The following is a 23,124-nucleotide window of genomic DNA, read 5'->3' as shown; positions in this document are numbered from 1 at the left end:
TCCTGCGGGGCCTAATCCCGCAGGATGAGCGCGAGGGAGTGCGCCCGCCGGGCCGTTCCCGCGACCAGTTCGGCCTCCCAGCGCTCGCGGGCGACGGCGAGCAGGGCCTCGGGCGTCGACGGCGCCTTCCCCCGGCGAGTCAGCAGGTGCCGCACCAGCTCGCCGCGGTGGTGCTTCGCGAAGTGGCTCACAACGCTGCGCCTTCCGTCCCGCTCCCTGAAGACATCGACGGCCACGGTCGTGGCCGCCGGCGGAGCGTAGGCCGCGGCGTAGGTGCTCGAGCGGCAGTCGACGACGAGGCCTACCGCGGTGCGCTCGGCGAGGGCCTCGGCCAGACGCGGCTTCCAGAAGGACGCGAGCCGTCCGAGGCCGGGCAGCGCCGTCGACATCGACAGCCGGTAGGCGGGGACCTGGTCGGCGAACCCGACGGCGCCCCACAGCGCGGACACGACGACGACACACTCCTCGGCACGCCGGCGCTGCGCGGGCGTGAGGGTCCTGTACCCGAGCGCCTCGTACAGGACGCCCGAGTAGACGGAGTGGGCCGGCGCCGCCGGTTCCTCGTCGAGCCGCCGGTTCCGCTCGACGTCGTGCGCAAGCGACGCGCCCACGCCGAGCGCCTCGAGCGCGTCCTCGCGCGCGCTCACCTCGGCGAGCGCGGCCACAACCTCCCGACGGGCAGCCTCGAGAGCGGGGAAGCTCAGCGAGGCGAGGTCGACGGCGGGACCCGCCGAAGCGGGCGTCTTGCCCTCTGAGGGCGGGAGCAGGATGAGCACCACGGAATCGTACAAGGCGCGCCATGGTGCTGGCTCGGGCTAGACTGGTGGGTCGAGGACAGGTCGGCCGGGCGATCGCGGGGCGGCCCCACACGGGGAAGCCGCGAGGAAAGTCCGGGCTCCACAGGGCAGGGTGGTGGGCAACGCCCACTCGGGGCAACCCGCAGGCCAGTGCCACAGAGAAGAGACCGCCGGCGCGCTGTGCCCTCGTGCACGGGGCGCCGGTAAGGGTGAAACGGCGGTGTAAGAGACCACCAGCTCCCCGGGCGACCGGGGAGGCTAGGTAAACCCCACCCGGAGCAAGGCCAGACAGGGCGTGTTCGAGGGCTGCCCGCCCGAGCGCCCGGGTAGGCCGCTTGAGGCCGCCGGCAACGGCGGTCCTAGATGGATGATCGCCTCCCGCGCAGGGGTAACCCGGCACGGAGACAGAACCCGGCTCACAGGCCGGCCTGTCCTCGCTTTCCGAGCTGAATTCCGAGCTGAATTCCGAGCTGAATTCTGAGACCAACTGAGAGCCTGTGAGTGACTTCACAGGCCAACCGGACCTGTCCGAGTGCCCTCTCGCGTAGACTGGAACACGAACGTAGATGTTCTCACGGGCCGGGCTCTGCGATCGCAGAACCGGCTCTTTTCATGCCCGCCGACCAACCCTGGTGCATCCATGGTGGGCATGCGCACGACGGCGTGCGCGCGACTGCAGAGAAAGGCACGTGTGTGAGCACAACGACGGAATCCGCCCTCGGCACCTGGATTGGACGCGAGGCCGCCGCGGAGGAGATGATCCCGATCATCGGGCGCCTCTACCGCCAGAACAACGTAGTGACCTCGGTCCACGGCCGCAGCCTCATCAATCAGTCCGTGGTGGGCATCCTCAAGGCCCACCGCTGGGCCCGCCAGATCGACAGCGAAGAGCTGGCCCTCGAGGAGACCCTCCCGATCGTCAGGGCACTCGACACCCTCGAGCTCGGCGCGGCGTCCATCGACATCGCGCGTCTCAACGAGGCGTTCCGCGCCAAGGGCCAGTCGCTTCCCCTCGAGGACTTCCTCCGCTCCGAGCTCGCCGAGATCGTCAGCAAGCACGGCGCTGACCCGCGCCGGAGCACCGACGTGGTGCTGTACGGCTTCGGGCGGATCGGCCGTCTCCTGGCCCGTATCCTCATCGAGCACGCGGGCGGCGGCGACGGACTGCGCCTCCGCGCCATCGTGGTGCGCAAGGGCTCGGACAGGGACCTCGTCAAGCGCGCAAGCCTGCTCCGCCGGGACTCCGTGCACGGTGCCTTCGAGGGCACCATCACGGTCGACGAGGAGAAGAACACGATCCTCGCCAACGGCACCCTCATCCAGGTCATCTACTCGGACAGCCCGGCGACCATCGACTACACCGCGTACGGCATCAACGACGCGATCGTCGTCGACAACACCGGCCGCTGGCGCGACGAGGAGGGCCTGTCGCAGCATCTCCAGAGCAAGGGCGTGGCCCGTGTGCTCCTCACCGCTCCGGGCAAGGGCAGCCTGCCGAACATCGTGCACGGCATCAACCACACGTCTGTCACCGCGGACGACAAGATCGTGACCGCGGCATCCTGCACGACGAACGCGATCACCCCGGTCCTCAAGGCGATCAACGACAAGTACGGCGTGGTCCACGGCCATGTCGAGACGGTGCACTCGTTCACGAACGACCAGAACCTCATCGACAACTTCCACAAGGGCGACCGCCGTGGCCGTGCCGCGGGCCTCAACATGGTGATCACGGAGACGGGTGCGGCCAAGGCTGTTGCGAAGGCTCTCCCCGAGCTCGCCGGCAAGCTCACGGGCAACGCGATCCGCGTCCCCACCCCGGACGTCTCGATGGCCGTTCTGAACCTCAGCCTTGAGCACGAGACGACGAAGGAAGAGGTCAACACCTACCTCCGCGAGATGTCGCTGCACTCCGACCTGCGCAAGCAGATCGACTACATCGACTCGCCCGAGGTCGTCTCCAGCGACTTCGTCGGGTCGCGCCGCGCGGGCATCGTGGACGGGCTGGCGACGATCTCGAGCGGCAAGAACCTCGTGCTCTACGTCTGGTACGACAACGAGTTCGGCTACAGCTCCCAGGTGGTGCGCGTCCTCGAGGACATGGCGGGCGACCACGCGCCGTCGTTCCCCGTGCAGACCGCAGCCGATGAGTACAGCTTGGCAACGACTCGGTAGCAACGCTGGATTCGTGGAGGCCACGGGGGCAAGATGCACCTATGGAAGCTACTGAGCATGAGAGCACTCTCGAGCACGCGCTCGACGTCGCCAAGGCCAATGCCAAGCAGGCGAAACTCCTGGTCGACCACGCCAAGGCAGGGCTCGCGAAAGGGGACGTCACCCCTGAACGGGTCGCCCAGCTGGAGGAGCTCCAGCAGGCTGCGGACGAGGACCTCCTGCGCGTGACCCGCGAGCAGTAGGACCCGGTCCGTCAGAGCACGGGCAATGACGAAGGGCGCCGCACCTCATGGTGCGGCGCCCTTCGTCGTGGGTGGCCTGAGGCGGACGGGCTAGCGCTGGGCGCTGCGCCCCACGGGCCCGTCAGGCTGGGCCGTGGTCGTGGTCGTGGTTGTGGTTGTGCTCGTGGTTGTGCTCATGCCCGTCATGGTCATGGTCGTCGTGTCCGAAGGGGTCCGGGTCGACGCCGGGCATCCAGGTGAGCCCGGGAACGCCCCATCCATGCTTGCGGGCTGCCCGGCGCGCCTTCTTCCCGTAGCGGTCATTGAGGCGGTCCACGTAGAGCTTGCCGTCCAGATGGTCGTACTCGTGCTGCATGACTCGGCCGAACCATCCGGTCGCTACAAACTCGACGGGCCGTCCGTCGCCGTCGAACCCCTCGACCTTCACCCACTCAGCACGCTTGAGCGGGTAGCCCTCTCCGGGGAACGAGAGGCAGCCCTCTTCGTCCTCCTCCGGGTCCGGCGCCGTACCGGGGACCTTCGACAGGGTGAGACGCGGATTCACGAGGACGCCGCGGGGCGGCACGCTGTCGTCATTGTCGAACTTGTACACGAACACGCGGCGGCCCACCCCGATCTGGGGCGCTGCGAGCCCTACTCCGTGGGCGGCATCATTGGTCTCGTGCATGTCGGCGATGAGCGTGCGCAGTGCGTCGTCGAACTCGGTGACCTCGACCGCCCGGCGGTGCAGGACGGGCTCGCCCCAGATCGTGATGGGATGGACAGCCACAGCGCGACTCCTGACATCGGTTCTGGACCAAATACTGCGGGGAACAGGATAAGGCCGCCGGGGAATTCCCTGGCGGCCTTATCCTGGCCGGTGGTACCGGCCTCTTTCGGGGTGAGTAACGGGGCTCGAACCCGCGACCTTCTGGACCACAACCAGACGCTCTGCCAACTGAGCTATACCCACCATCGTCCTTCGCAGGAAACGCTCAGGCGTTCTCCGGTGCGAAAGCAACGAGAAACAGTCTACCCGCTCGCGAGGGGTGCTCACGACCAAAACTCCCCCCGGGGGCTAATTTTCTTGGTCGTCCATGCCCTCGGATGAACTGTTGGTGTTCGAAGCAGCGGCGGAGATGCGCGCGGCCACTTCGCGGGCCGCTACGGACTCAGGCCCGGGCTCCGGAACGAACACCGTCTCGCGGTAGTACCGGAGCTCGTCGATCGAATCGCGGATGTCACCGAGTGCGCGATGGTTTCCAGTCTTCGCGGGCGACTGGAAGTAGGCGCGCGGGTACCACCGGCGGGCGAGCTCCTTGATGGTCGAGACATCAATCACCCGGTAGTGCAGGTGCTCGATGACCTCCGGCATGTCACGCGCGAGGAAGATGCGATCGGTGCCGACAGAGTTGCCGCCGAGCTGGGCCTTCTTCGGTTCCTTGACCCACGCACGGATGTACTGCATGACCTCGGCCTGTGCGGCCTCCATGGTCATCCCGTGGGGCAGCTCGTCGAGGAGCTTCGACTCGGTGTGCATGGTCCGCACAAAATCGCCCATACCGGCCAGCGCCTCGTCGCTGGGCCTGATGACGACGTCGACCCCGTCGCCGAGGATGTTGAGCTCTGAATCTGTGACGAGCACGGCAACCTCGATGAGGGCATCGGCGACCGGATCGAGTCCGGTCATCTCACAGTCGATCCAGACAATGTTTTCGTTGCTGATGGGCACTCGCCCAGACTACCGCGAGCCCACCGGGGCCCGGAGTCAGGCACCGAGGCGGGGGCCTGCCCCGGTGCTAAGATAAGGCTCTCCCACACTGAACGAAGGGTGACCTATGTCTTCACAGCGCCCTGGCCTGCCCGGGAGGATCCTCGAGCGGCTCGGTTCACTGTGGACATCCGTACCTCCGGCGGGCGTCAACCAGCCAGCCCACTGGGCGCTCGGCCAAGGCCTCGTGGGGTCCCTCCTGATCGTGTTCGGCTCGATCGGCGTCGGCTGGCTCGCCGATGCATCGGTCTTCACGCGGAATCCGCTCTTCATCACGCTGCGCACGGAGACGTGGGGGGTCACCGCTTCCATCATTGCGCTCGTCATCGGGGCGATGCTCTTGACGCGCTCGTGGCTCAGGCTCGGCCAGCGGCTGAGACGGTGGGGGCCGGGGGCCATCCGCCCCGTGGTCCTCGCAGTCCTCCTGTGGGGCCTCCCTCTCATGTTCGCCGTGCCGATCTACTCGCGTGACGTCTACGCCTACGGCGGCCAAGGGCGGCTCATGGTCGCCGGGCTCAATCCCTACACGAACGGCATCTCAAGCCTGAACAACTGGCTCGAGCTCGGCACGGACCCCTCCTGGGCCTCGACGCGCACGCCGTACGGTCCATACTTCCTCTGGCTCGAGCGCTGGGTCGTCCAGATCACGGGTGGCCAGCCGGACTCGTCCGTCCTGATGTTCCGCATGATCGCCCTCGCCGGCGCGGCCCTGTGTGCGTATTACGGATACCGGCTCGCCCAACTCCATGGGGTCGACGGCGCGCGCACCGTGTGGCTCATGGTGGCCAACCCGCTCTTCCTGATCTCGTGCATCGCGAGCGCCCACAACGAGGCGCTCATGATCGGTCTCGCCGTCGCCGGCGTGTACTACGCCGAGAAGGGCAATTGGCTCGCAGGAATTGTCCTTACAACGCTCTCGATCGGCGTCAAGCCCATCACGGCGATCGTGCTTCCCTTCATCGGGCTCCAGTGGGCCGGTCCGGGGGCCACCTGGGCGCGGAGGTTCCTGTGCTGGGCTGGGACCGGGCTCATCAGTCTGGCGCTGTTCGCCGTGAGTTCGCTCGCCTACGGACTCGGTTTCGGATGGGTCAACGCCATCGTCGATCCAACGCCGGGCTTCATTGCCTACACGCCCTCGGGCTTTTCGAGCAACATCCTCGCGGGACTCCTGACCGCGATAGGGCTCGACGGCGGGTCGATCGCAGAGGCGTTCCGGACCGCCCTGAAATGGGCCGGGATCGGCATCGCCGTGCTGCTCATACTGCGCGGCGACGACCGTCAGGTGGTGCGCCGCCTCGGACTCGCCTTCACGGCGATCGTGGTCCTCGGACCGATCATCCAGCCGTGGTACGTGCTCTGGTTCTTCCCGTTCCTTGCAGTGACCGGCATCAGGGACAACTGGCAGGTCAAGCTCTGGTACCTGACGGTCGTGTTCTTCGTGGTCTTCGGGGCGCAGGACCAACTGCACATCTTCGGGTTCGTGAACACACCGCTGCCGGCCGACGCCATCGCCGGCCTCGTGGCATTGGCCTTCGTGGCCTACCTTGTCCTGCTGGACCCGAAGACGCGCCGCATCATCTTCGAGCGGCCCCGGAAGGGCGGCCACAGTGGCATCGAGGCCCGCGGCTCGTAACTGAAGGAACCCGGTCGTAGCTGACAGGATCCGGGCCTCAGGCGGCCACCGCCGGGAGAGCCCCACCCAAGGACCGTCCGAAGCCCAGGGTGGGCGGTTGGTAGGTCCGACGATCTGACCCCCGGCGGGGGCCGGAGGAGTCAGTCGATCGTGGCGTGGTCCACGGTGTGCGCGGGGGCACCCTTGCGGCCGAGCCGTGCCAGGCGGATGGCCGACCACACGAAAAGCACCACGAGCAGGACATTCCGCACGGTCAGGACGAAAGCCATGATCGCGCTGTTGTGGCTCAGGGCGTCGTAGAAGAGCGGGTAGATGAAGTAGGTCGCCACGGCGATGCCGATGAGCAGGCGCGCCGGGACACGCCATGCTGCGCGGTCCTGTGCCAGGCCGAGGGCGACCACTGGGCCGAGCCAGACCATGAACTGCGGCGAACCGACCTTGTTGAACACGATGAACGCGCTCACCATCGCCAGTGCCCCCGCGAGGAGCAGCTCGGACCGGTCTTCATGCCCGCGCTTCTTGCCCTCGTGCAGCGCCCAGAAGATCGTGCCGGCGATGGCGACGGCGACGACAACGAAAAGCGGTTGCATGAGCGCTGAAGCGATGGTCGAACCGGGTCCGTCGACCTGCATCGAGTTGATCTCGGTATTCATGTACATGCGGGCGCCGCCAAGGCCGAGAACGGACATCCAGAGCCATGGCGTCGTGAACGTCGCCTCGAGCTGCATGCCGCGCGAGCCCTGGGTCGTGAGGAAGTCCAACAGGTGGTGGAAGACTCCGAGCGCGACGGCGACGGCGGCAACGACGGCGGTGACGGCCACCGCGCCGACGATGACCTTCCACCGGTCCCGGACAACTGCGAAGAGGGGAAGCAGCGCGGCGGCCGGCCAGACCTTCATCCACGTCGCCACTGCGAGGATTGCGGACGCCGCGAACGGGCTCGCCACTCCGAGACTCAGGCCCATGAGGACGATGGGCGCGGTGACGCCGTCGACTCTTGCAAAGCCGAGGAGGCCCATGAGGGCGATGAACACGAGCCACCACCACGCCGCGCGGACTCCCTCGGGCTTGCGTCCCCAGCCACTCAGGATGCCCAGGGCCACGCCGTTGAGCAGGGAGGTGAGCAGCACCCACAGGATGAGGAACGGGCCGGGGCCGGCGAGGCCGGAGATCCAGATCGGCAGGAGGCCCCCGATCGGATACACCCAGGGCGACGGCTCGACGTTCTGGGGGAACCCAGCGGCGGCCCAGTCTCGGTAGATATTGGTGTCGCTGAAAGCCTGGCCCTGGAACACGAAGATCGAGAGGTAGGCGAGATAGCCGATGTGAACTGCGAGGTAGCCGGTCAGGAGGCCTCGGGGCGTCAGGAGCCATGCGGTGAATCGGCGCGGCGGCCGGCCGGTCTGGCTCGTGTCCATCGGGCGGGCTGGCTGGCTGGAAATGGGTTCTCTCCTCGGCGTCGGTCGACGGGCCGCTGTAGGGCTCGCGGCCGCCCGCCAGTCTACCAGCGCGGCCCCCCACACCCTGGGGACGATTCCCGCCCTGATAGCATCGAGAACACGTCATGCCGACGGGGGTGCTGCCCAGCCGGGGCATGCTCCTCTCGGCCCTTCGCGAAACAGGAAACAGTAGGGACCCTGATGCCCAAGCCTCCGGCAGGCGGCAGCCTGAGCGTGCCCCCGGCGGCGCGGACCATCGCTGCCCTTCCGGGCGCGGGCAGCACCGCCGTCTGGCAGGGTGCGATCGCTTCGCTGTGCATGGCCGTCGGCGGACTGGGCGTGGGATGGATGGCTAGCGGCTCATCTCTCATCAGGGTCCCCTTCTTCATCGTCCTCCGCGATAATCCCGTGCTCGTGTTCCTCAGTACCGCGCTCGTCGTTTTCGGCGGCCTGCTGCTCGTGCGGGCCTGGCTCCGTCTGGACCAGCGCGTCCAGGACTGGGGCGCCGTGGATCCGAAGGTGACAGTGCGGGTGGCCGCGCTCTGGTGCGCCCCGCTCATGCTCACGTTCCCGCTCTTCAGCCGGGACGTTTACGCCTACATCGGCCAAGGGCGCCTCATGGCCGCCGGGCTCGATCCGTACGTCAACGGCATCTCGGCCCTGAACAACTACCACAACCTCGGTCCAGACTCGATGTGGACCGAAGCGCCCACGCCGTACGGGCCGCTCTTCCTGTGGATCGAACAGGGCATCGTGGGGCTCAGCGGTGGAAGCCTCGAAATCGCCTTCCTCCTGTTCCGCATCGTCGCGGCACTGGGCGTGGTGCTGTGCGCCGTCGCGGTGATCGGCCTCTCGAAGCACTTCGGCCTGGATCCGTCCAAGACCCTCTGGCTCACCGTGGCGAACCCCCTCTTCGTCATCAACTTCATCGCAAGCATCCACAACGACGCCCTCATGCTCGGCCTGCTGCTCGTGGGCCTTCTCGCAGCTGTGCGGCGCCGGCCCGTGCTCGCCGTCGTGCTCGTGACGGCCTCCATCGGCGTCAAGCCGATCACCGTCCTAGCATTGCCGTTCATCGGCCTCATCTGGGCGGGCAAGGGGGCCGGATGGGGGCGCCGGATTGCCCGGTGGGCCGGTACGGCCGCGATCTCGCTGGCTCTACTCACGATCGCCGGGGCGGTCTCGGGCTTCTGGTTCGGCTGGGTACCGGCCATGGCCACGCCGGGGACGGTGTGGATCTGGTACGCGCCGTTTGGGCTCCTCTCGGTCGTCGCGGGGTGGCTGACCCAGATCGCCGGCGGGGACCCGGACTTCGTCGCCGCGATCATCAAGCGACTCGGGACGATCATCGGCGTCGTGGCCGCCGCGTGGCTCATTGTGCGGGGAGGAACCGAGAAGGTCATGCTGCGCATGGCGCTCGCCTTCACGGCCGTGGTCGTCACGGCGCCGATGATCCAGCCCTGGTACATCACGTGGCTCATGGCATTGTTCGCTCTCGTCGGGGTCAGTGGGGGCCGGCCTCAGCTGGCCTACTACGTGGTGACCGTGTTCTTCACCGTCATCGCACTCACGGACCAGCTCGACGTGTTCGAGTGGATTCCGCTGGTCGTGGTCCGTTCGGTGGCCATCGTGCTGAGCGTTGCCTTCGTCGCGTACATGGTGCTCTGGGACTGGAAGACGCGCATCCTGTTCGCCCCGCTCATCCCCTCGCGGCGCGGGGCATGACCCCCACCGGCCCCGTTCGGGCCTGGTTCGCCGATGTGGCACCCGCGCACGGTTCGCTGCCCCCACGTGCCCACCTCGACACCGATGCCGCGTCGATGACGCTCGACGGCGAGTGGGCCTTCCGCCTGCTGCCGCGGGTTCCGAGGCATGGCGGCAACGGGTTCGAAGCGCCGGGCTTCGACGACAGCGCATGGGACCTCGTGCGCGTCCCCCACTGCTGGCAGCTCGAGGGCGTGCCGGGGCTGCCGCGGTACTCGGGACCCGCCTACACCAACGTGGTCTACCCGTTCCCGATCGATCCGCCGGACGTCCCCGACGAGAACCCGGTAGGGGAGTACCGCCGCCGGATGGACCTCCCGGACGCCCCCGACGGCGGCCGGTGGCTCGTGCGGTTCGAGGGCGTCGATTCGGCGTACGAGGTCTACATCAACGGCACGCGGGTCGGCGGCGCCATGGGGTCCAGGCTCACCCACGAGTTCGACGTGACGGAATACGTCGTTCCCCGTGGCAACGTCCTCGCGGTGCGCGTGCTCCAGTGGTCCGCTGGTTCCTATCTCGAGGACCAGGACATGTGGTGGCTCTCCGGGATCTTCCGCTCAGCGAGCCTCCTGAACCGCCCCGCGGGCGGGATCGACGAGGTGTTCGTCCATGCGGACTTCGATGCCGCAGCCCACACGGGGCGACTGCTCGTCGAAGCGCCGCCCGGCGCCGTCGTGCGTCTTCCCGAGCTCGGCATCGAGGTGCCGGCCAATGAATCGCTTGTGGTCTCTGACGTCGAACCCTGGAGCGCTGAGGTGCCGCGGCTCTACCGCGGAACGGTCTCGACGGGGGCCGAGACGGTGGACCTCGCGGTGGGGTTCAGGACGATCTCGATTGACGATGCCACCCTCCTGGCCAACGGCGTCCCTCTCCGGCTGCGCGGCGTGAACCGCCACGAGTGGCACCCGAAGGCGGGCAGGACCCTCGACGAGGCTACGATGCGAGCGGACATCGAGCTCATGAAACGGCACAACGTCAACGCCGTCCGCACGAGCCACTACCCGCCGGATGCGCGCTTCCTCAGACTGTGCGACGAGTACGGCCTGTGGGTCCTTGACGAATGTGACCTCGAGACCCACGGGTTCGAGCGCATCGGGTGGCGCCTGAACCCCAGCAGCGAACCGGTTTGGCGCGAGGCGCTCCTCGACCGCATGCGCCGCACGGTCGAGCGGGACAAGAACCACCCCTGCGTGATCGGCTGGTCGCTCGGCAACGAATCGGGGCGCGGGGCGAATCTCGAGGCGATGGCAGCGTGGACGCGCTCGCGCGATCCGGACCGGTTCATCCACTATGAGGGCGACTGGGACAGCGCATACGTCGACGTGTACTCCCGGATGTACGCAGACCATGCCGAGACCGAGCTCATCGGCCGTGGCGAAGAGCCTCCCACCAGCGATCCCCAGCATGACCGGCGACGGCGCGCGCTGCCTTTCATCCTGTGCGAGTACGCGCACGCGATGGGCACGGGTCCGGGCGGCCTCGCGGAGTACGCGGACCTCTTCGAGGCGTATCCGCGCCTCGCGGGTGGTTTCGTGTGGGAGTGGATCGACCACGGCATCCTCCAGCGGGCAGCCTCGGGGGCCTACGAGGGTGAGGAGTTCTTCGCGTACGGCGGGGACTTCGGCGAAGAGGTGCACGACGGCAACTTCGTGGCGGATGGCCTCCTCTTCCCGGACCGGACGGCCTCCCCGGGCCTCGCTGAGCTCGCCAAGGCGTACGAACCCTTGCGCATCGAACCGTCACGTGACGGCGTCACGGTGACATCTCTCTTCGGACACCGCACGACGTCGGGGATCGACTTCCGCTGGAGGATAGAGGACGACGGGGAGCCTGTTGCCTCGGGTCCCCTCGCGGTGCCGGATTTGGGGCCGGGGGAAGCCATTCGGGTTCCATTTCCCGGTCGCACGGGCGCCCCCGTTGCGGCCGCAGGCCCGGGGGGACCGCAGCGCTGGGTCACTGTGAGCGCGCATCTGGCGGTGGACGAGCCGTGGGCTGCCGCCGGCCATGAGTTGGCCTGGGGGCAGGCACGGCTCGACGACCATGGGGAGCCCCCGCGGGGGCGTGCGCGGCCCGCGGGCGACTCTCGCGCGGTCGTGCAGACCGATGGCGGGTGGGAACTCGGCCCGGGCCGTTTCGATGCCTTCGGAACGCTTGTGGAGCTGTCCGGACTGGCCGTCCGCGGGCCGCGGCTCGACCTGTGGCGCGCCCCCACCGACAACGACGAGCGGGGCGACGCTCCGCCGTCCGCAGACTGGCGCGCGCTGGGACTCGATCGGCTGCGCCACCGCACCGTATCGGTCACGTCCGAGGATCGCGCACTGAGCGTCGTGGCACACGTCATGCCCGCGGGGGTCGACGTGGGCTACGAGGTCGAATACCGCTGGCATGCGCACGACGGCGCGCTCCGGCTCGACGTGTTCGGCTCGCCGCTGGGCTCATGGGCCGTCCCTGTTCCTCGTCTCGGCGTCCGGATGGGGATTCCATCCCAGCTCGACGCGGTCGCGTGGGTGGGGCTCGGCCCGGGCGAGGCGTATCCCGATGTTTCACTCGCCGCGCGCGAGGGCCGGTTCGCCTCCGATGTCGCAAGCCTCCAGACGCCCCGCCTGAGGCCGCAGGAGAACGGTGCACGGCGCGGCGTGAGGAAGGCGGAGCTGACTGGCGGCGGTTCCCGGCTGACGGTGAGCGGCGAGTGCTTCATCCTCACGGTCCGCCCCTGGACCACCGAGGCGCTGGACGCGGCGGCGCATCCCACCGATCTGGTGCCCGATCCGCGATGGCTGTGGATGAATCTGGACGACGAGCAGCACGGGATCGGTACAGGCGCCTGCGGTCCCATCGAACTGCCGCGCTATCGGCTCGAGGCCAAGCGCTTCCGGCTGTCCGTCGCACTCAGTGCGGAGGCTGGCTGAGCGGACCCGGGCTCCAGACCGGGGCCCGGCCTCAACGTGCCGAGCCCCGGTGGGGTGAGAATTTGGCGCCCCAGGAGGGAATCGAACCCCCGACCAAGAGATTAGAAGGCTCCTGCTCTATCCTCTGAGCTACTGGGGCAGGCCTGTGAAATTCTATCCTGCGGCGCGGCGGGCTGTCGCACCTGACGGGACGCACCGACCGGCACGCCCCCGTTGGGTTGTCCTCCACAAACGCAGCTTCGGCGAGTTGTCCACATGCAGGCAGACGGTGCTTCTTCACGGCTCCAGGGCGGGACACCCTGAATCCAGGTCCCCCCGTCGGGGCGGCCACGGACTGGAGGTCGAGAGATGAACGACATGATCACGCTGCGCGGCTGGGTCGGCACCGAGCCCACCATGGGGCTCACGAAGCACAACACGCCCTATTCGAGGTTCCGCATGTCCGTCAACGAGCGGAGGTTCGACCGCGAGAGGCAGTCGTGGGTGGACGGGCACACGAGCTGGTACAACGTCGCGTGCTACGGCCACATCGCGGACAATGTCGCCGAGAGCGTCCACAAGGGCCAGCGCATCATCGTCCTGGGCCGGCTGCAGATCAGGAGCTTCCAGCGCACGGACGGCACCTTCGGGACGGAGGCAGACCTGGTGGCCACTTCGCTCGGCCACGACCTCGCGCTCGGGATCGCGCGGTGGAACCGGCGCCGGGACGAGGCAGACCGCGGGCCCTCGCTGCGGAGCACAACTCAGGTCGAGGGGATCGGGGCTGTTGATCCGGCCACCGGAGAGATCGCGGGCAACCCGGGGCCCGACGAACTCTTCGGTCCTGAGCCGGAGGACTTCGGCGAGGACCACGAGTTCCTCGGCCCGAACGGGACAGGTGCCGCGTACGAGGGCGCGGAGCCGCCTGCTCAGAGCGACAGGGCTGGGGAGGTGATGGGTCCCGAGGGGCGCCTTCTGTCGGCGTGAGCGGCTGCAGGGACCGGGGAGGCCTCGTGCTCCAACAGCACGGGGGCCTTCCCCGAGTCTGGCACGGATGTGTGATAGTCCGTGGTACCCAGTAGATTGATGGTCATGGCGGAATTCATCTACACCATGACCAAGGCCCGCAAGGCTGTGGGCGACAAGGTCATCCTCGACGACGTGAGCATGTCGTTCTTCCCCGGCGCCAAGATCGGTGTCGTGGGTCCGAACGGTGCCGGCAAGTCGACCATCCTCAAGATCATGGCCGGTCTCGACACGCCTTCCAATGGCGAGGCCCGGCTCTCGGCGGGCTATTCGGTCGGCATCCTCCTCCAGGAGCCCCCGCTGAACGAGGAGAAGACCGTCCTCGGCAACGTCCAGGAGGGCGTTGGCGAGATCTACGGGAAGATCCAGCGGTTCAACGAGATCTCCGAAGAGATGGCGAGCCCGGACGCGGACTACGACGCGCTGCTCGAGGAGATGGGCAAGCTCCAGGAGGCCATCGACGCCGCAGACGCATGGGACCTCGACTCCCAGCTCGAGCAGGCAATGGACGCGCTGCGCTGCCCGCCACCGGACGCCGACGTCAAGGTGCTCTCCGGTGGCGAGCGCCGTCGTGTGGCACTGTGCAAGCTGCTCCTGCAGAAGCCGGATCTGCTCCTGCTCGACGAGCCGACCAACCACCTCGACGCCGAGAGCGTCCTCTGGCTCGAGCAGCACCTCTCCGCGTACCCCGGGGCAGTGCTGGCCGTGACCCACGATCGCTACTTCCTCGACCACGTTGCCGAGTGGATCTGTGAGGTGGACCGTGGGCGTCTCTACCCGTACGAGGGCAACTACTCGACCTATCTCGAGAAGAAGCGTGCGCGCCTCGAAGTCCAGGGCAAGAAGGACGCCAAGATGGCCAAGCGTCTCTCCGAGGAGCTCGACTGGGTCCGCTCGAACGCCAAGGGCCGCCAGACCAAGTCCAAGGCCCGCCTCGCCCGGTACGAGGAGATGGCCGCGGAGGCCGAGCGCACGCGCAAGCTCGACTTCGAGGAGATCCAGATCCCGCCGGGCCCTCGCCTCGGCCAGCTTGTCATCGAGGCCAAGGGTCTCAAGAAGGGCTTCGGCGACCGCGTCCTGATCGACGGGCTCTCCTTCTCGCTCCCGCGCAACGGCATTGTCGGAGTGATCGGCCCGAACGGCGTCGGCAAGACGACTCTGTTCAAGACCCTCGTGGGCCTCGAGCCACTCGACGGCGGCGACCTCAGGATCGGTGACTCGGTCAAGATCTCCTATGTGGACCAGTCCCGCGGCGGCATCGACCCCAACAAGACGCTCTGGGAGGTCGTCTCGGACGGGCTCGACCACATCCAGGTCGGCCAGGTCGAGATGCCCTCGCGCGCCTATGTCTCAGCGTTCGGCTTCAAGGGCCCGGACCAGCAGAAGAAGGCCGGTGTCCTCTCGGGCGGCGAGCGCAACCGCCTCAACCTGGCTCTGACGCTCAAGCAGGGCGGCAACCTCCTGCTCCTTGACGAGCCCACCAACGACCTCGATGTCGAGACGCTCTCAAGCCTCGAGAACGCGCTGCTCGAATTCCCGGGCTGTGCTGTCGTCGTCTCGCACGACCGCTGGTTCCTGGACCGGGTCGCGACCCACATCCTCGCCTACGAGGGCACCGATGAGGACGAGGCCAACTGGTACTGGTTCGAAGGCAACTTCGAATCCTACGAGGAGAACAAGGTCGAGCGTCTCGGGGCCGACGCGGCGAAGCCGCACCGCGTGACGCACCGCAAGCTCAGGCGCGACTGACTGCCCAGAGTGGCGGACGCTCCTGCGCAGGAGACGCAAGGCCGGTCCCGTGTCGGGACCGGCCTTGCGTCTCAGTCGGGCCTGCTCAGGCCGGGCCTTCCATGTACGGAAGCCGGATCATGCCCTCCTGCGCCACGCTCGCGACGTGCACGCCGCTGCGGTTGAAGATCTTCCCCGTGCCGAGTGCGCGGGCACCCTGCGCGCTCGGCGACTCCTGGACATAGAGGAGCCACTCGTCCACCCGTACAGGCCGGTGCCACCACATCGCGTGATCCAGGCTCGCAACGCTCATGCCGGGTGTGATCCAGGACAGCCCGTGGCGGCGAAGGACGGGTTCGAGCACGGTGTAGTCACTCGCGAAGGCGAGCGCCGCCCGGTGCAGGGTATCGTCGTCGGGCATCGGTTCGATGGTCTTCATCCAGACCGCGTTCCGTGCCACCTGAGGGCTGGCGGCGGAGACGTAGATCGCGGGATCAACGTGCCGGACGTCGAAGGGGCGGTCGTACGCCCAGTACTGGGCCACGGGATGGTCGATGGACCCTAGGAGATCGGCGGTGCTCGGGAGCGATTCCGGGTCCGGGATGCCCTGCGGCATGGTCGACTGGTGCTCGATTCCCTCCGACTCGACCTGGAAGGACGCGATCATCGACAGGATCGGGTTGCCGTCCTGATACGCGTGCACCTGGCGCGCGGAGAACGAGCGTCCGTCGCGGAGTCTCTCGACGCCGAACGTGATGGACTTGTCGGCATCGCCGGGCCGGAGGAAGTATGCGTGGATCGAATGCACCGGCCGATCCTCCGTGACCGTCCGCGACGCGGCGATGAGGCTCTGGGCGAGCACTTGGCCACCGAAGACCCGATGGCGTGGCTGGCGTTCGCTCGGGCCCACGAAGACGTCCTTGTCGGTTCGCGCTCCGCCCAGATTGTCGAGATCGAGGAGGGTCAGCAGCGTTCCGGTGGGCCCCGCGGGCCGGACGGGTGATGTCATGGGACCGAGACTAGACGCCCGGTGCCCGTGCGGCCAACGTGACCCGCACGGGGCCGGGACGCCGTGGTGGCAAGATGGATCTATGCCCTCCGCGTACCGGTTTCCCCTTCAGCTGCGCTTCGGCGACGTCGACTCCTACGGCCATGTGAACAATGTGCGCTTCCTGCAGTTTCTCGAGGATGCCCGCGTCCACTGGATTCACGCGCCCCTCAGGACCGCACCGCCAGCGCCGGAGGCCGGGAGCGAGAACACGGCGACCCTTGCTGATCTCGTGACCGCGGCGAACTTCACCCTGGTGGGGCGGCACGAGATCGAGTACCTCGCGCCCCTCATGTATCGGCGTGAGCCTGTGTTCGTTGACCTCTGGGTGACCCGCGTGGGCGGTTCCAGTTTCGACCTCGGCTACACCGTCGTCGATCCGCAGGACGGGAGCACGTGTGCCAACTGCTCGACCTCTATGGTGCTCGTGAGCCGCGAGACCGGCCGCCCAGTTCGGCTTCCGGACGCCATGCGCGCCGAATTCGCCGAGTTTGCCGGTCCGGACGTGCCGTTCCGCCGCAGACCCCCGCTCCCGATCGAGAGTGTGCGCCCATGAGCACCCCAGTCCTGGACGGTTCGCTCGATCTCGGGGATCCGCAAGCCGTCGCTGATCTGCGGATCTTCCTTTTGCGGGCACGTGCGGTCGAGGACGGTGCCGTGCGCCTGCAGGCGGTGGGGGGCGTCCTCGCCGCCTACGTGTGCGTCCTCGGCCCGCGCATCCTTGGCGAGGCCACGCCGACGGTCCTCGGCCTCAGAACCATGGCGCTGGCCCAGCCGGTGCACGCGGATGCGATTGTGTCCATGGCCTCGGTCTTCGACCGTCTCGCGCGGCTCGGCGAGACGGGGACCGTGCTCGAGCTGCCGCCGACGCACGTGCGGGCGTCCTGGGCCGCGGTGAGCCCGCCGCGGGGGCCGTGGGAGCCTCAGGGTGCGATCAGCGGCGACGACATTCTCACGGAGGCCACCGCCGGGATCGGCGAGGTGGCCGGGACCGTCCCCGACCGGCCGGGCGCCTCGATGGTCCACGGAGTGCGCTCCGCCGTCTGGGGCCGCGACCTCGGATCGAGCCCGGGGGTGCCCTTGGGCGCAGCGTTCGCGGCGCACGTCCTCGGGTTCGCGGCGGCGGGGGAGGACCTTCTCCGCTTCACGTGCGGTCCGTGGGTCAGGCTCTCGTCGGGACGCGGACACATCCTGTGCAGGAGGCCCTCAGTTCTCGCCCGCCTCTAGCTTTGACTGCTCGGTCGTCGAATGTTCAGTCGTCGAACGAGTTGACGAGGGAGTGGGCGGCCCGGTCGAGGTAGTCCCACAGCGTGGCCTCATACACGGGCGGCAGTCCGAGCGCGTCGACGCCGCTGCGCATGTGGTGCAGCCAGCGGTCGCGCGCCGCGGGATTCACCGTGAACGGCACATGGCGCATGCGCAGCCGCGGATGCCCACGCTCGGCGCTGTACGTCCCGGGGCCGCCCCAGTACTGCTCGAGGAACATGGTGAGCCGGCGGCGGGCCGGGCCAAGGTCTGCCTCGGGGTACATCGGGCGCAGGAGAGGGTCGTCCGCGACGCCGTCGTAGAAGACGTCGACGAGCTTGACGAAGGTCTCGTGGCCTCCCACGAGCTCGTAGAAGCTCTTCTGCGCCGAGCTGGTCGGTTCACTCACTGGACCGCTGACCTCCGTTGCTGGTTTCTTCGACGACTGGCTCGCCGGAATCCTCGGGAGCAGGCGCTTCCTGCACCGGCGGCACATAGGACCCCTGCGAACGGTTGCCCAGGCGCAGGATCTCGCCATTGCGCAGGTACCAGATGACCCCGTCGTCAGCACGCACACGCGTGATCCGAAGGCCCACGGATTCCACGGTGCCGGTGACCTCGCCCATTCCGGTCTCGATGATGTCACCGATGCCGTATTGGTCTTCGAGCGTGATGAAGATGCCGGCGAGGAAGTCGCGGATGAGCTGCTGCGCGCCGAAGCCGATCGCGACGCCGAGGATCCCGACGCTCGTGAGGAGCGGGGCGATGTCGACGCCCAGGGCCTTGAGCACGTAGATCACCACGATGGTAGTGATCACCACGGCGACCACGGAATTGAGCAGGGACCCGATTGTCCGGGCGCGCTGTGCCCTGCGCTCGGAATCGAGAGCCCGAAGCGCCGGCGCCGCCCACTTGAAGATGCGCCGCTCCGAGAGCACGGGGCCGGCCAAGACGCTCTTGACGATCTGCCTGATGACAAAGGTCGCCGTAAGCCAGACAACGAGGCCCACGCCGATCACGATGGCGACCTGGAGGAGCGTCTGGTTGAGGGTCGACACTGCGGTGTTCAGCTCTGTTGACGTGAGCGGTACCGGTCCCGAGGCGCCGCTTGTCGGCGCCGGGTCGGGGGGCGCCGTCGTGCTCGACGGGATCACTGAAAGGAACATGGACAGGGCAGAGGGCACTGTCTTGGGCCTCCTTGTCTGGGGACGGATGGCCCTCCCACCCTATCGAGCTGCCGGGGGCTCAGGGCACGCGCGGCTCGTGCCGCACGGGGAAGTTCACCGAGCGCGCAATGAAGCATGTCGCGTGGGCGTCGTCGTGGAGCCTGTCCGCGAGGTCCCGCTGGGACTCGTCGGCGAGCTCGACGCGGGGCCGCAGCGTGACCTCGGAGAACTCCCCGGCGTGACCGTGGACGTGCAGCGTTCCGCTGGCCTCGTCCGCGTATCCGGTCACGACGACGCCTGCCCGGGCCGCCTCGAACAGATAGCTGAGCATGTGGCACTGGGCCAGGGCGGTCAGCAGCAGCTGCTCGGGGTTGTACCGGTCACGTGTGCCGCGGAACGCCGGGTCGGCGGTTCCGGGCAAGACTGGAAGGTACGGGAGTGCGACGTCGTGGTCACGGCTGAAATCACGGACGCCCGACGTCCCGGTGCCCCGATTGCCCGTCCACGTCACGTTCACGCTGTAGTGGTGCTCGCCGATCGCCATGATCACACAGGCTAGCGGTCCGCGGCCTGAGCGCGAAGGGCCCGGGCCACCCCGTCACGGTTCTCGAGCATCATGCGGCGTAAGGCCGCCTGGTCATCGCCGAGCGCCGCGAGGAACGCGTCGGTGGCCTCGAGCGTCGCGGGTGTCGTCTGCTGGGCTGGGTAGAGCCCGACGACGATCTGCTGGGCGAGGGCGTGGGTCCGCTCGGCGACGATCCCCGGCACGGCCGCGAAGTACTTCTCGGCATAGGGGGCGAGCAGAGCGGCGTCGTGTGTGCGAACGAACCCGTTGACGGCAGCCTGCTGGATCGCGTTGGACAGGGTGCCCCGCACCACGATCGACTCCCACGCCTCCGCCTTGGCCTCCGCGGTGGGCAGAGCGGCAGTTGCGAGGGCCGCGGCGCATTGGCCGGTCGCTGTGTTGTCCCGGGCGAGCTCGTCGTCGATCCGGGCCCTGTCGACGCGGCCCCCTGCCGCAAGGGACGCGACGAGCTCCCACCGGAGGTCCTGATCCACTTCGAGGCCGGGCACGGTCAGTGAGCCCTCGAGCAGCCCCGCGACGGCGTCGAGATGGTCCCCCGTCGCCGCGAGGGCCGAGAAGGCCTTCACGAACTGCAGCTGGGAATCGGAGCCTGGATGGGCCTCGCGTGCAAGGGCCCAGAGCCGCTCGGCCGCACGGCGCTTGGCCTCGGACTGGGCGCCGGCGGCTACATAGTAGTCAAGCGTTGTCGCGAGCTGGCGCAGGAGCGTCTGGACCACCGAGGCATCGGATTCTGCGCCGATGTTGGAGAGCACGAGCTCCACGTAGGCGCGCGCTGGAGTCTCGGCGTCTCGCGCGCCGTCCCAGGCTGAACCCCAGACGAGCGCCCGGGGGAGGCTGTCGGCGATGTCCTTGAGGCTGGCCGTTGCCGTCGCGAGGGAAGCCGGATCGAGGCGCACCTTGGCGTAGGCGAGGTCGTCGTCGTTCAGGAGGATGAGCGCCGGCCGGGCGAGGCCGGCCAGCTCGGGCACCTCGGTCACCTCGCCGTGAACGTCGAGCTCGGTGCGGTGCGTGCGTGCCAGGGCACCCGTGGCGTCGCGGTCGTAGAAGCCGACCCCCAGCCGGTGCGGTCGGATCGTCGGAAAGGCGGGGACGGCACTCTGGCGCACGGCGAAGCGGACGATCCGCCCGGCGTCGTCCGTCTCGATCTCAGGGGAGAGCGTGTTGACCCCCGCCGTCTCGAGCCATGCCGTTCCCCACGCGGTCAGGTCGCGCCCGCTCGCGGCCTCGAGCTCGGCCATGAGGTCGCCGAGCTCGGTGTTGCCCCAGGCGTGCTTGGCGAAGTACCGGCGGACGCCCTCCATGAAGTGCTCCTGGCCCACCCACGCGACTAGCTGCTTGAGCACGGAGGCGCCCTTGGCGTAGGTAATGCCGTCGAAGTTGACCTCGACGTCCGCAAGGTCCCTGATGTCGGCGAAGATCGGGTGCGTGGTCGGAAGCTGGTCCTGGCGGTAGGCCCAGGACTTCTCGACGGAGGCGAATGTCGTCCACGCGTGGCGGAAGTCGGTGCCCTCGGCGGCGGCGAGGTGGGACATGAACTCCGCGAAGGATTCGTTGAGCCACAGGTCATTCCACCAGCGCATCGTCACGAGGTCCCCGAACCACATATGGGCGAGCTCGTGCAGGACCGTGATGGCCCGGCGCTCCACGGTGGCCTGGGTCGGCTTGGACCGGAACACGTAGCTCTCGAGGATTGTCACGGCGCCAGCATTCTCCATGGCGCCAGCGTTGAACTCCGGGACGAACAGCTGGTCGTACTTCTCGAACGGGTACTCGCACCCGAACTCGCGCTCGTAGAACGCGAACCCGGCCTTCGTGATCCCGAAGATGTTCTGCGCGTCGAGGTACTGGATGAGGGACTTCCGCGCGAAGATCCCGAGAGGAACGGTCCTGCCGGCCGAGTTCACGAGCGAGTCGGTGACGCTCTCGTAGGGCCCGGCGATGAGCGCCGTGATGTAGCTCGAGAGCCGCGGCGTCGGTGCGAACTCCCATCTGGACGCCGCGTCCTCGCCGGCCACGCGGACGGGCACCGGCGTGGGGGAGTTGGAGACGACCTCCCAGTGCGACGGCGCCGTCACGGTGAACTGGAACTGGGCCTTGAGGTCGGGCTGCTCGAAGACGGCGAACATGCGGCGGGAGTCGGGCACCTCGAACTGCGAGTAGAGGTACACCTCGCCGTCCACGGGGTCGACGAACCGGTGCAGGCCCTCGCCCGTGTTCATGTAGAGCGCGTCAGCATCGACCACGAGCTCATTCTCGGCCTGGAGGGAGGGGAGCTGGATGCGGACACCGTCGCTGACCCGCGCTGTGTCGAGCGAGGTCCCGTTGAGCGTCACCGAGCGCACCTCGGCGGTGATGGCATCGATGAAGGACGCCGCGCCCTCCGCCGCTGAGAAGCGCACCGTGGTGCGCGATCCGAAGACGCGGTCGCCGCGCGTGAGGTCGAGCTCGACATGATAGCTCTCGACGTGCCGAATGGCCTCAGCCCTCTCGATGGCTTCCGAGCGGGTGAGATTCGTCCCTGGCATGTGCCCTCCAAGCGTGTACTGCGTGCAGTGATCCGCGTGGCGGGAATCACTTTTGAAGTTATTGTTTCATGTCGGTGCCGCTGCAAGCCAGCGTCTCTGTGTGCGAACTGTGACTATCACGTGAAGTAGCGTTGTGGCTATGTCCGACGTTTCTGAGAAGAGATGGGATCGGAAGGCGCTCCGCTTCGCCGTCGGATACCCCGTCCTCCTCGCGATCGGGTTCGGCCTCGCGTCGCTGACCTTCCGCGGACGCGTCCCCGAGCCCGTCGCATGGCTCTGGGATGCCGACGGCGGCCGGGCGTTTGTGCCGTTCATCGGGTACCTGGTCGGGGGCGCCGTTCTTGTCGCGGTCGTAGGGGCTGCGCTGTGCCTACAGGCAGCGCTCCTCTCACGGCCGCCGATCTCCCGGCGGATCTTCATGGCAGGCGGAGTGGGGATGTCGATGTTCCTCACGACGGTGCTCGCCTCGGGTCTCATCGGCCAGGACGGGATCCGGGACGCGCGCGATTCCCATCCCGACCCGATCGTCCTGGCGATGGGTTCCGGTGCGACGGTCGCGTTCGCCGTCGTGATGCTCTTCGCCTTCAAGCCGGACGAGCAGTGGAGCCCGCGCGATCAGGAAGCACTCCTGGAGGTCCTCGAGCCCGACCGTGCGGCCTCGACGTTCTCCTACTGGGCCCATGCGCGCTCCTCCGTGTTCGTGATGCTGGGCATCATCGGGATCTCGGTCTCGCTGCTCCTGCTCGTCGTCTCCCCGTGGATCTCGCTGGCCTTGACGCTTGCCGCGCTTCTCGCAGCAGGGTCCCTCGTGGTGCGGGTCGCGGTGAGTCCCGAGACCGTGTCAGTGTTCCTGGCCGGCGTCGTGCCCGTCCTGAGGTTCAGCCCGGGCCGTGTGCTCCGCGCGGGCGCGGAGACAGTCGCTGCACGCCGGTTCGGGGGCTGGGGCTATCGGCGGAAGGGACCGGTCGTCTCGATTCTGGCCGCGAGTGGGGAGGCGGTGGAAGTGGTCCTCGACGACGGCCGCCGACTGACCTTCTCGGGCCGTGACGGGGACACCGCACGTCGCGTCGTCGACGTGCTCCGTGCGGCCGCCGGCGCGTAGGCTGGAGCCC

The 23,124-nt window shown here is 68.1% G+C and carries 19 protein-coding genes, 2 tRNA genes and 1 other RNA gene; 11 read left to right on the top strand and 11 right to left on the bottom strand.

What is annotated here, in order from left to right; all coding sequences use genetic code 11:
* Positions 1-11: 11 nt before the first annotated feature.
* Complete coding sequence (locus tag AB5L97_RS10770) at positions 12-776, bottom strand: YaaA family protein (RefSeq protein WP_307957615.1); 765 nt, start codon at positions 774-776, stop codon at positions 12-14.
* A gap of 59 nt (positions 777-835) precedes the next feature.
* Here AB5L97_RS10770 and rnpB point away from each other — a divergent pair.
* The 3 genes from rnpB to AB5L97_RS10755 all read left to right on the top strand — a co-directional run bounded on the left by rnpB (position 836) and on the right by AB5L97_RS10755 (position 3,214).
* An RNA gene (rnpB, locus tag AB5L97_RS10765) (RNase P RNA component class A) lies at positions 836-1,232 on the top strand.
* A 258-nt stretch (positions 1,233-1,490) separates the two neighbouring features.
* Positions 1,491-2,972, top strand: coding sequence for a glyceraldehyde-3-phosphate dehydrogenase (locus AB5L97_RS10760; protein WP_369044693.1), 1,482 nt, complete (start codon positions 1,491-1,493; stop codon positions 2,970-2,972).
* Positions 2,973-3,013: 41 nt separating this feature from the next.
* Positions 3,014-3,214 carry a hypothetical protein gene (locus tag AB5L97_RS10755; RefSeq protein WP_307957617.1) on the top strand — a complete coding sequence of 67 codons (201 nt, stop codon included), beginning with the start codon at positions 3,014-3,016 and terminating at the stop codon, positions 3,212-3,214.
* Positions 3,215-3,335: 121 nt separating this feature from the next.
* Here the strand turns inward: AB5L97_RS10755 and def are convergent, their stop codons facing one another.
* From def to orn, 3 genes are all read right to left on the bottom strand, one after another.
* The gene (gene def / locus AB5L97_RS10750; RefSeq protein ID WP_423246782.1) at positions 3,336-3,983 is read right to left on the bottom strand and encodes a peptide deformylase; all 648 of its coding nucleotides are present in this window, start codon (positions 3,981-3,983) and stop codon (positions 3,336-3,338) included.
* A gap of 110 nt (positions 3,984-4,093) precedes the next feature.
* Positions 4,094-4,166 (bottom strand) — tRNA-His (locus AB5L97_RS10745).
* A 105-nt stretch (positions 4,167-4,271) separates the two neighbouring features.
* Positions 4,272-4,883 (bottom strand): oligoribonuclease, encoded by a 612-nt coding sequence (orn, locus tag AB5L97_RS10740; RefSeq protein WP_374049266.1) that lies wholly within the window; start codon positions 4,881-4,883, stop codon positions 4,272-4,274.
* Between the two features lie 148 nt (positions 4,884-5,031).
* Between orn and mptB (AB5L97_RS10735) the strand changes: the two genes are divergently transcribed.
* Positions 5,032-6,597: a polyprenol phosphomannose-dependent alpha 1,6 mannosyltransferase MptB gene (gene mptB / locus AB5L97_RS10735; protein WP_369044692.1), complete on the top strand. Its 1,566-nt coding sequence runs from the start codon at positions 5,032-5,034 to the stop codon at positions 6,595-6,597.
* A gap of 140 nt (positions 6,598-6,737) precedes the next feature.
* On the opposite strand, the gene AB5L97_RS10730 is transcribed toward mptB (AB5L97_RS10735), so the two are convergent.
* Positions 6,738-8,015, bottom strand: coding sequence for a glycosyltransferase family 87 protein (locus AB5L97_RS10730; RefSeq protein ID WP_307957621.1), 1,278 nt, complete (start codon positions 8,013-8,015; stop codon positions 6,738-6,740).
* 222 nt (positions 8,016-8,237) lie between these two features.
* On the opposite strand from AB5L97_RS10730, the gene mptB (AB5L97_RS10725) reads away from it, so the two are divergent.
* Entirely contained in the window at positions 8,238-9,761 is a 1,524-nt protein-coding gene (gene mptB / locus AB5L97_RS10725; protein ID WP_369044691.1) for a polyprenol phosphomannose-dependent alpha 1,6 mannosyltransferase MptB, read from the top strand.
* Positions 9,758-12,709: a glycoside hydrolase family 2 TIM barrel-domain containing protein gene (locus AB5L97_RS10720; protein WP_369044690.1), complete on the top strand. Its 2,952-nt coding sequence runs from the start codon at positions 9,758-9,760 to the stop codon at positions 12,707-12,709. The genes mptB (AB5L97_RS10725) and AB5L97_RS10720 overlap by 4 nt, the downstream gene beginning before the upstream one ends.
* A gap of 63 nt (positions 12,710-12,772) precedes the next feature.
* Here AB5L97_RS10720 and AB5L97_RS10715 read toward each other — a convergent pair.
* Positions 12,773-12,848 (bottom strand) — tRNA-Arg (locus tag AB5L97_RS10715).
* A gap of 209 nt (positions 12,849-13,057) precedes the next feature.
* Between AB5L97_RS10715 and AB5L97_RS10710 the strand changes: the two genes are divergently transcribed.
* Both AB5L97_RS10710 and ettA read left to right on the top strand, forming a co-directional pair.
* The gene (locus AB5L97_RS10710; protein WP_307959184.1) at positions 13,058-13,675 is read left to right on the top strand and encodes a single-stranded DNA-binding protein; all 618 of its coding nucleotides are present in this window, start codon (positions 13,058-13,060) and stop codon (positions 13,673-13,675) included.
* Between the two features lie 105 nt (positions 13,676-13,780).
* A complete protein-coding gene (ettA, locus tag AB5L97_RS10705; protein ID WP_307959183.1) occupies positions 13,781-15,463 on the top strand; it encodes an energy-dependent translational throttle protein EttA in 1,683 nt (560 codons plus the stop codon).
* 85 nt (positions 15,464-15,548) lie between these two features.
* On the opposite strand, the gene AB5L97_RS10700 is transcribed toward ettA, so the two are convergent.
* Positions 15,549-16,451: an acyl-CoA thioesterase gene (locus AB5L97_RS10700; RefSeq protein ID WP_307959182.1), complete on the bottom strand. Its 903-nt coding sequence runs from the start codon at positions 16,449-16,451 to the stop codon at positions 15,549-15,551.
* Positions 16,452-16,533: 82 nt separating this feature from the next.
* Between AB5L97_RS10700 and AB5L97_RS10695 the strand changes: the two genes are divergently transcribed.
* Complete coding sequence (locus AB5L97_RS10695; protein WP_369044689.1) at positions 16,534-17,046, top strand: acyl-CoA thioesterase; 513 nt, start codon at positions 16,534-16,536, stop codon at positions 17,044-17,046.
* Positions 17,043-17,717: a hypothetical protein gene (locus AB5L97_RS10690; RefSeq protein WP_307959180.1), complete on the top strand. Its 675-nt coding sequence runs from the start codon at positions 17,043-17,045 to the stop codon at positions 17,715-17,717. The genes AB5L97_RS10695 and AB5L97_RS10690 overlap by 4 nt, the downstream gene beginning before the upstream one ends.
* Positions 17,718-17,742: 25 nt before the next feature.
* On the opposite strand, the gene AB5L97_RS10685 is transcribed toward AB5L97_RS10690, so the two are convergent.
* The 4 genes from AB5L97_RS10685 to pepN all read right to left on the bottom strand — a co-directional run bounded on the left by AB5L97_RS10685 (position 17,743) and on the right by pepN (position 22,012).
* Positions 17,743-18,144, bottom strand: coding sequence for a globin (locus AB5L97_RS10685; RefSeq protein WP_307959179.1), 402 nt, complete (start codon positions 18,142-18,144; stop codon positions 17,743-17,745).
* The gene (locus AB5L97_RS10680; protein ID WP_369044688.1) at positions 18,137-18,901 is read right to left on the bottom strand and encodes a mechanosensitive ion channel family protein; all 765 of its coding nucleotides are present in this window, start codon (positions 18,899-18,901) and stop codon (positions 18,137-18,139) included. The genes AB5L97_RS10685 and AB5L97_RS10680 overlap by 8 nt, the downstream gene beginning before the upstream one ends.
* 79 nt (positions 18,902-18,980) lie before the next feature.
* Positions 18,981-19,445 (bottom strand): OsmC family protein, encoded by a 465-nt coding sequence (locus AB5L97_RS10675; protein WP_307959177.1) that lies wholly within the window; start codon positions 19,443-19,445, stop codon positions 18,981-18,983.
* A gap of 11 nt (positions 19,446-19,456) precedes the next feature.
* Positions 19,457-22,012 carry an aminopeptidase N gene (pepN, locus tag AB5L97_RS10670; protein WP_307959176.1) on the bottom strand — a complete coding sequence of 852 codons (2,556 nt, stop codon included), beginning with the start codon at positions 22,010-22,012 and terminating at the stop codon, positions 19,457-19,459.
* A 139-nt stretch (positions 22,013-22,151) separates the two neighbouring features.
* Here pepN and AB5L97_RS10665 point away from each other — a divergent pair, with 139 nt between their 5' ends.
* A complete protein-coding gene (locus tag AB5L97_RS10665) occupies positions 22,152-23,114 on the top strand; it encodes a hypothetical protein (protein ID WP_307959175.1) in 963 nt (320 codons plus the stop codon).
* Positions 23,115-23,124 lie beyond the last annotated feature (10 nt).

The organism is Sinomonas sp. P10A9, from assembly GCF_041022165.1.
Classification (GTDB): domain Bacteria; phylum Actinomycetota; class Actinomycetes; order Actinomycetales; family Micrococcaceae; genus Sinomonas; species Sinomonas puerhi.
Note: the sequence above shows the minus strand (reverse complement) of the source record. Positions and strands in the feature narration are given on the sequence as shown.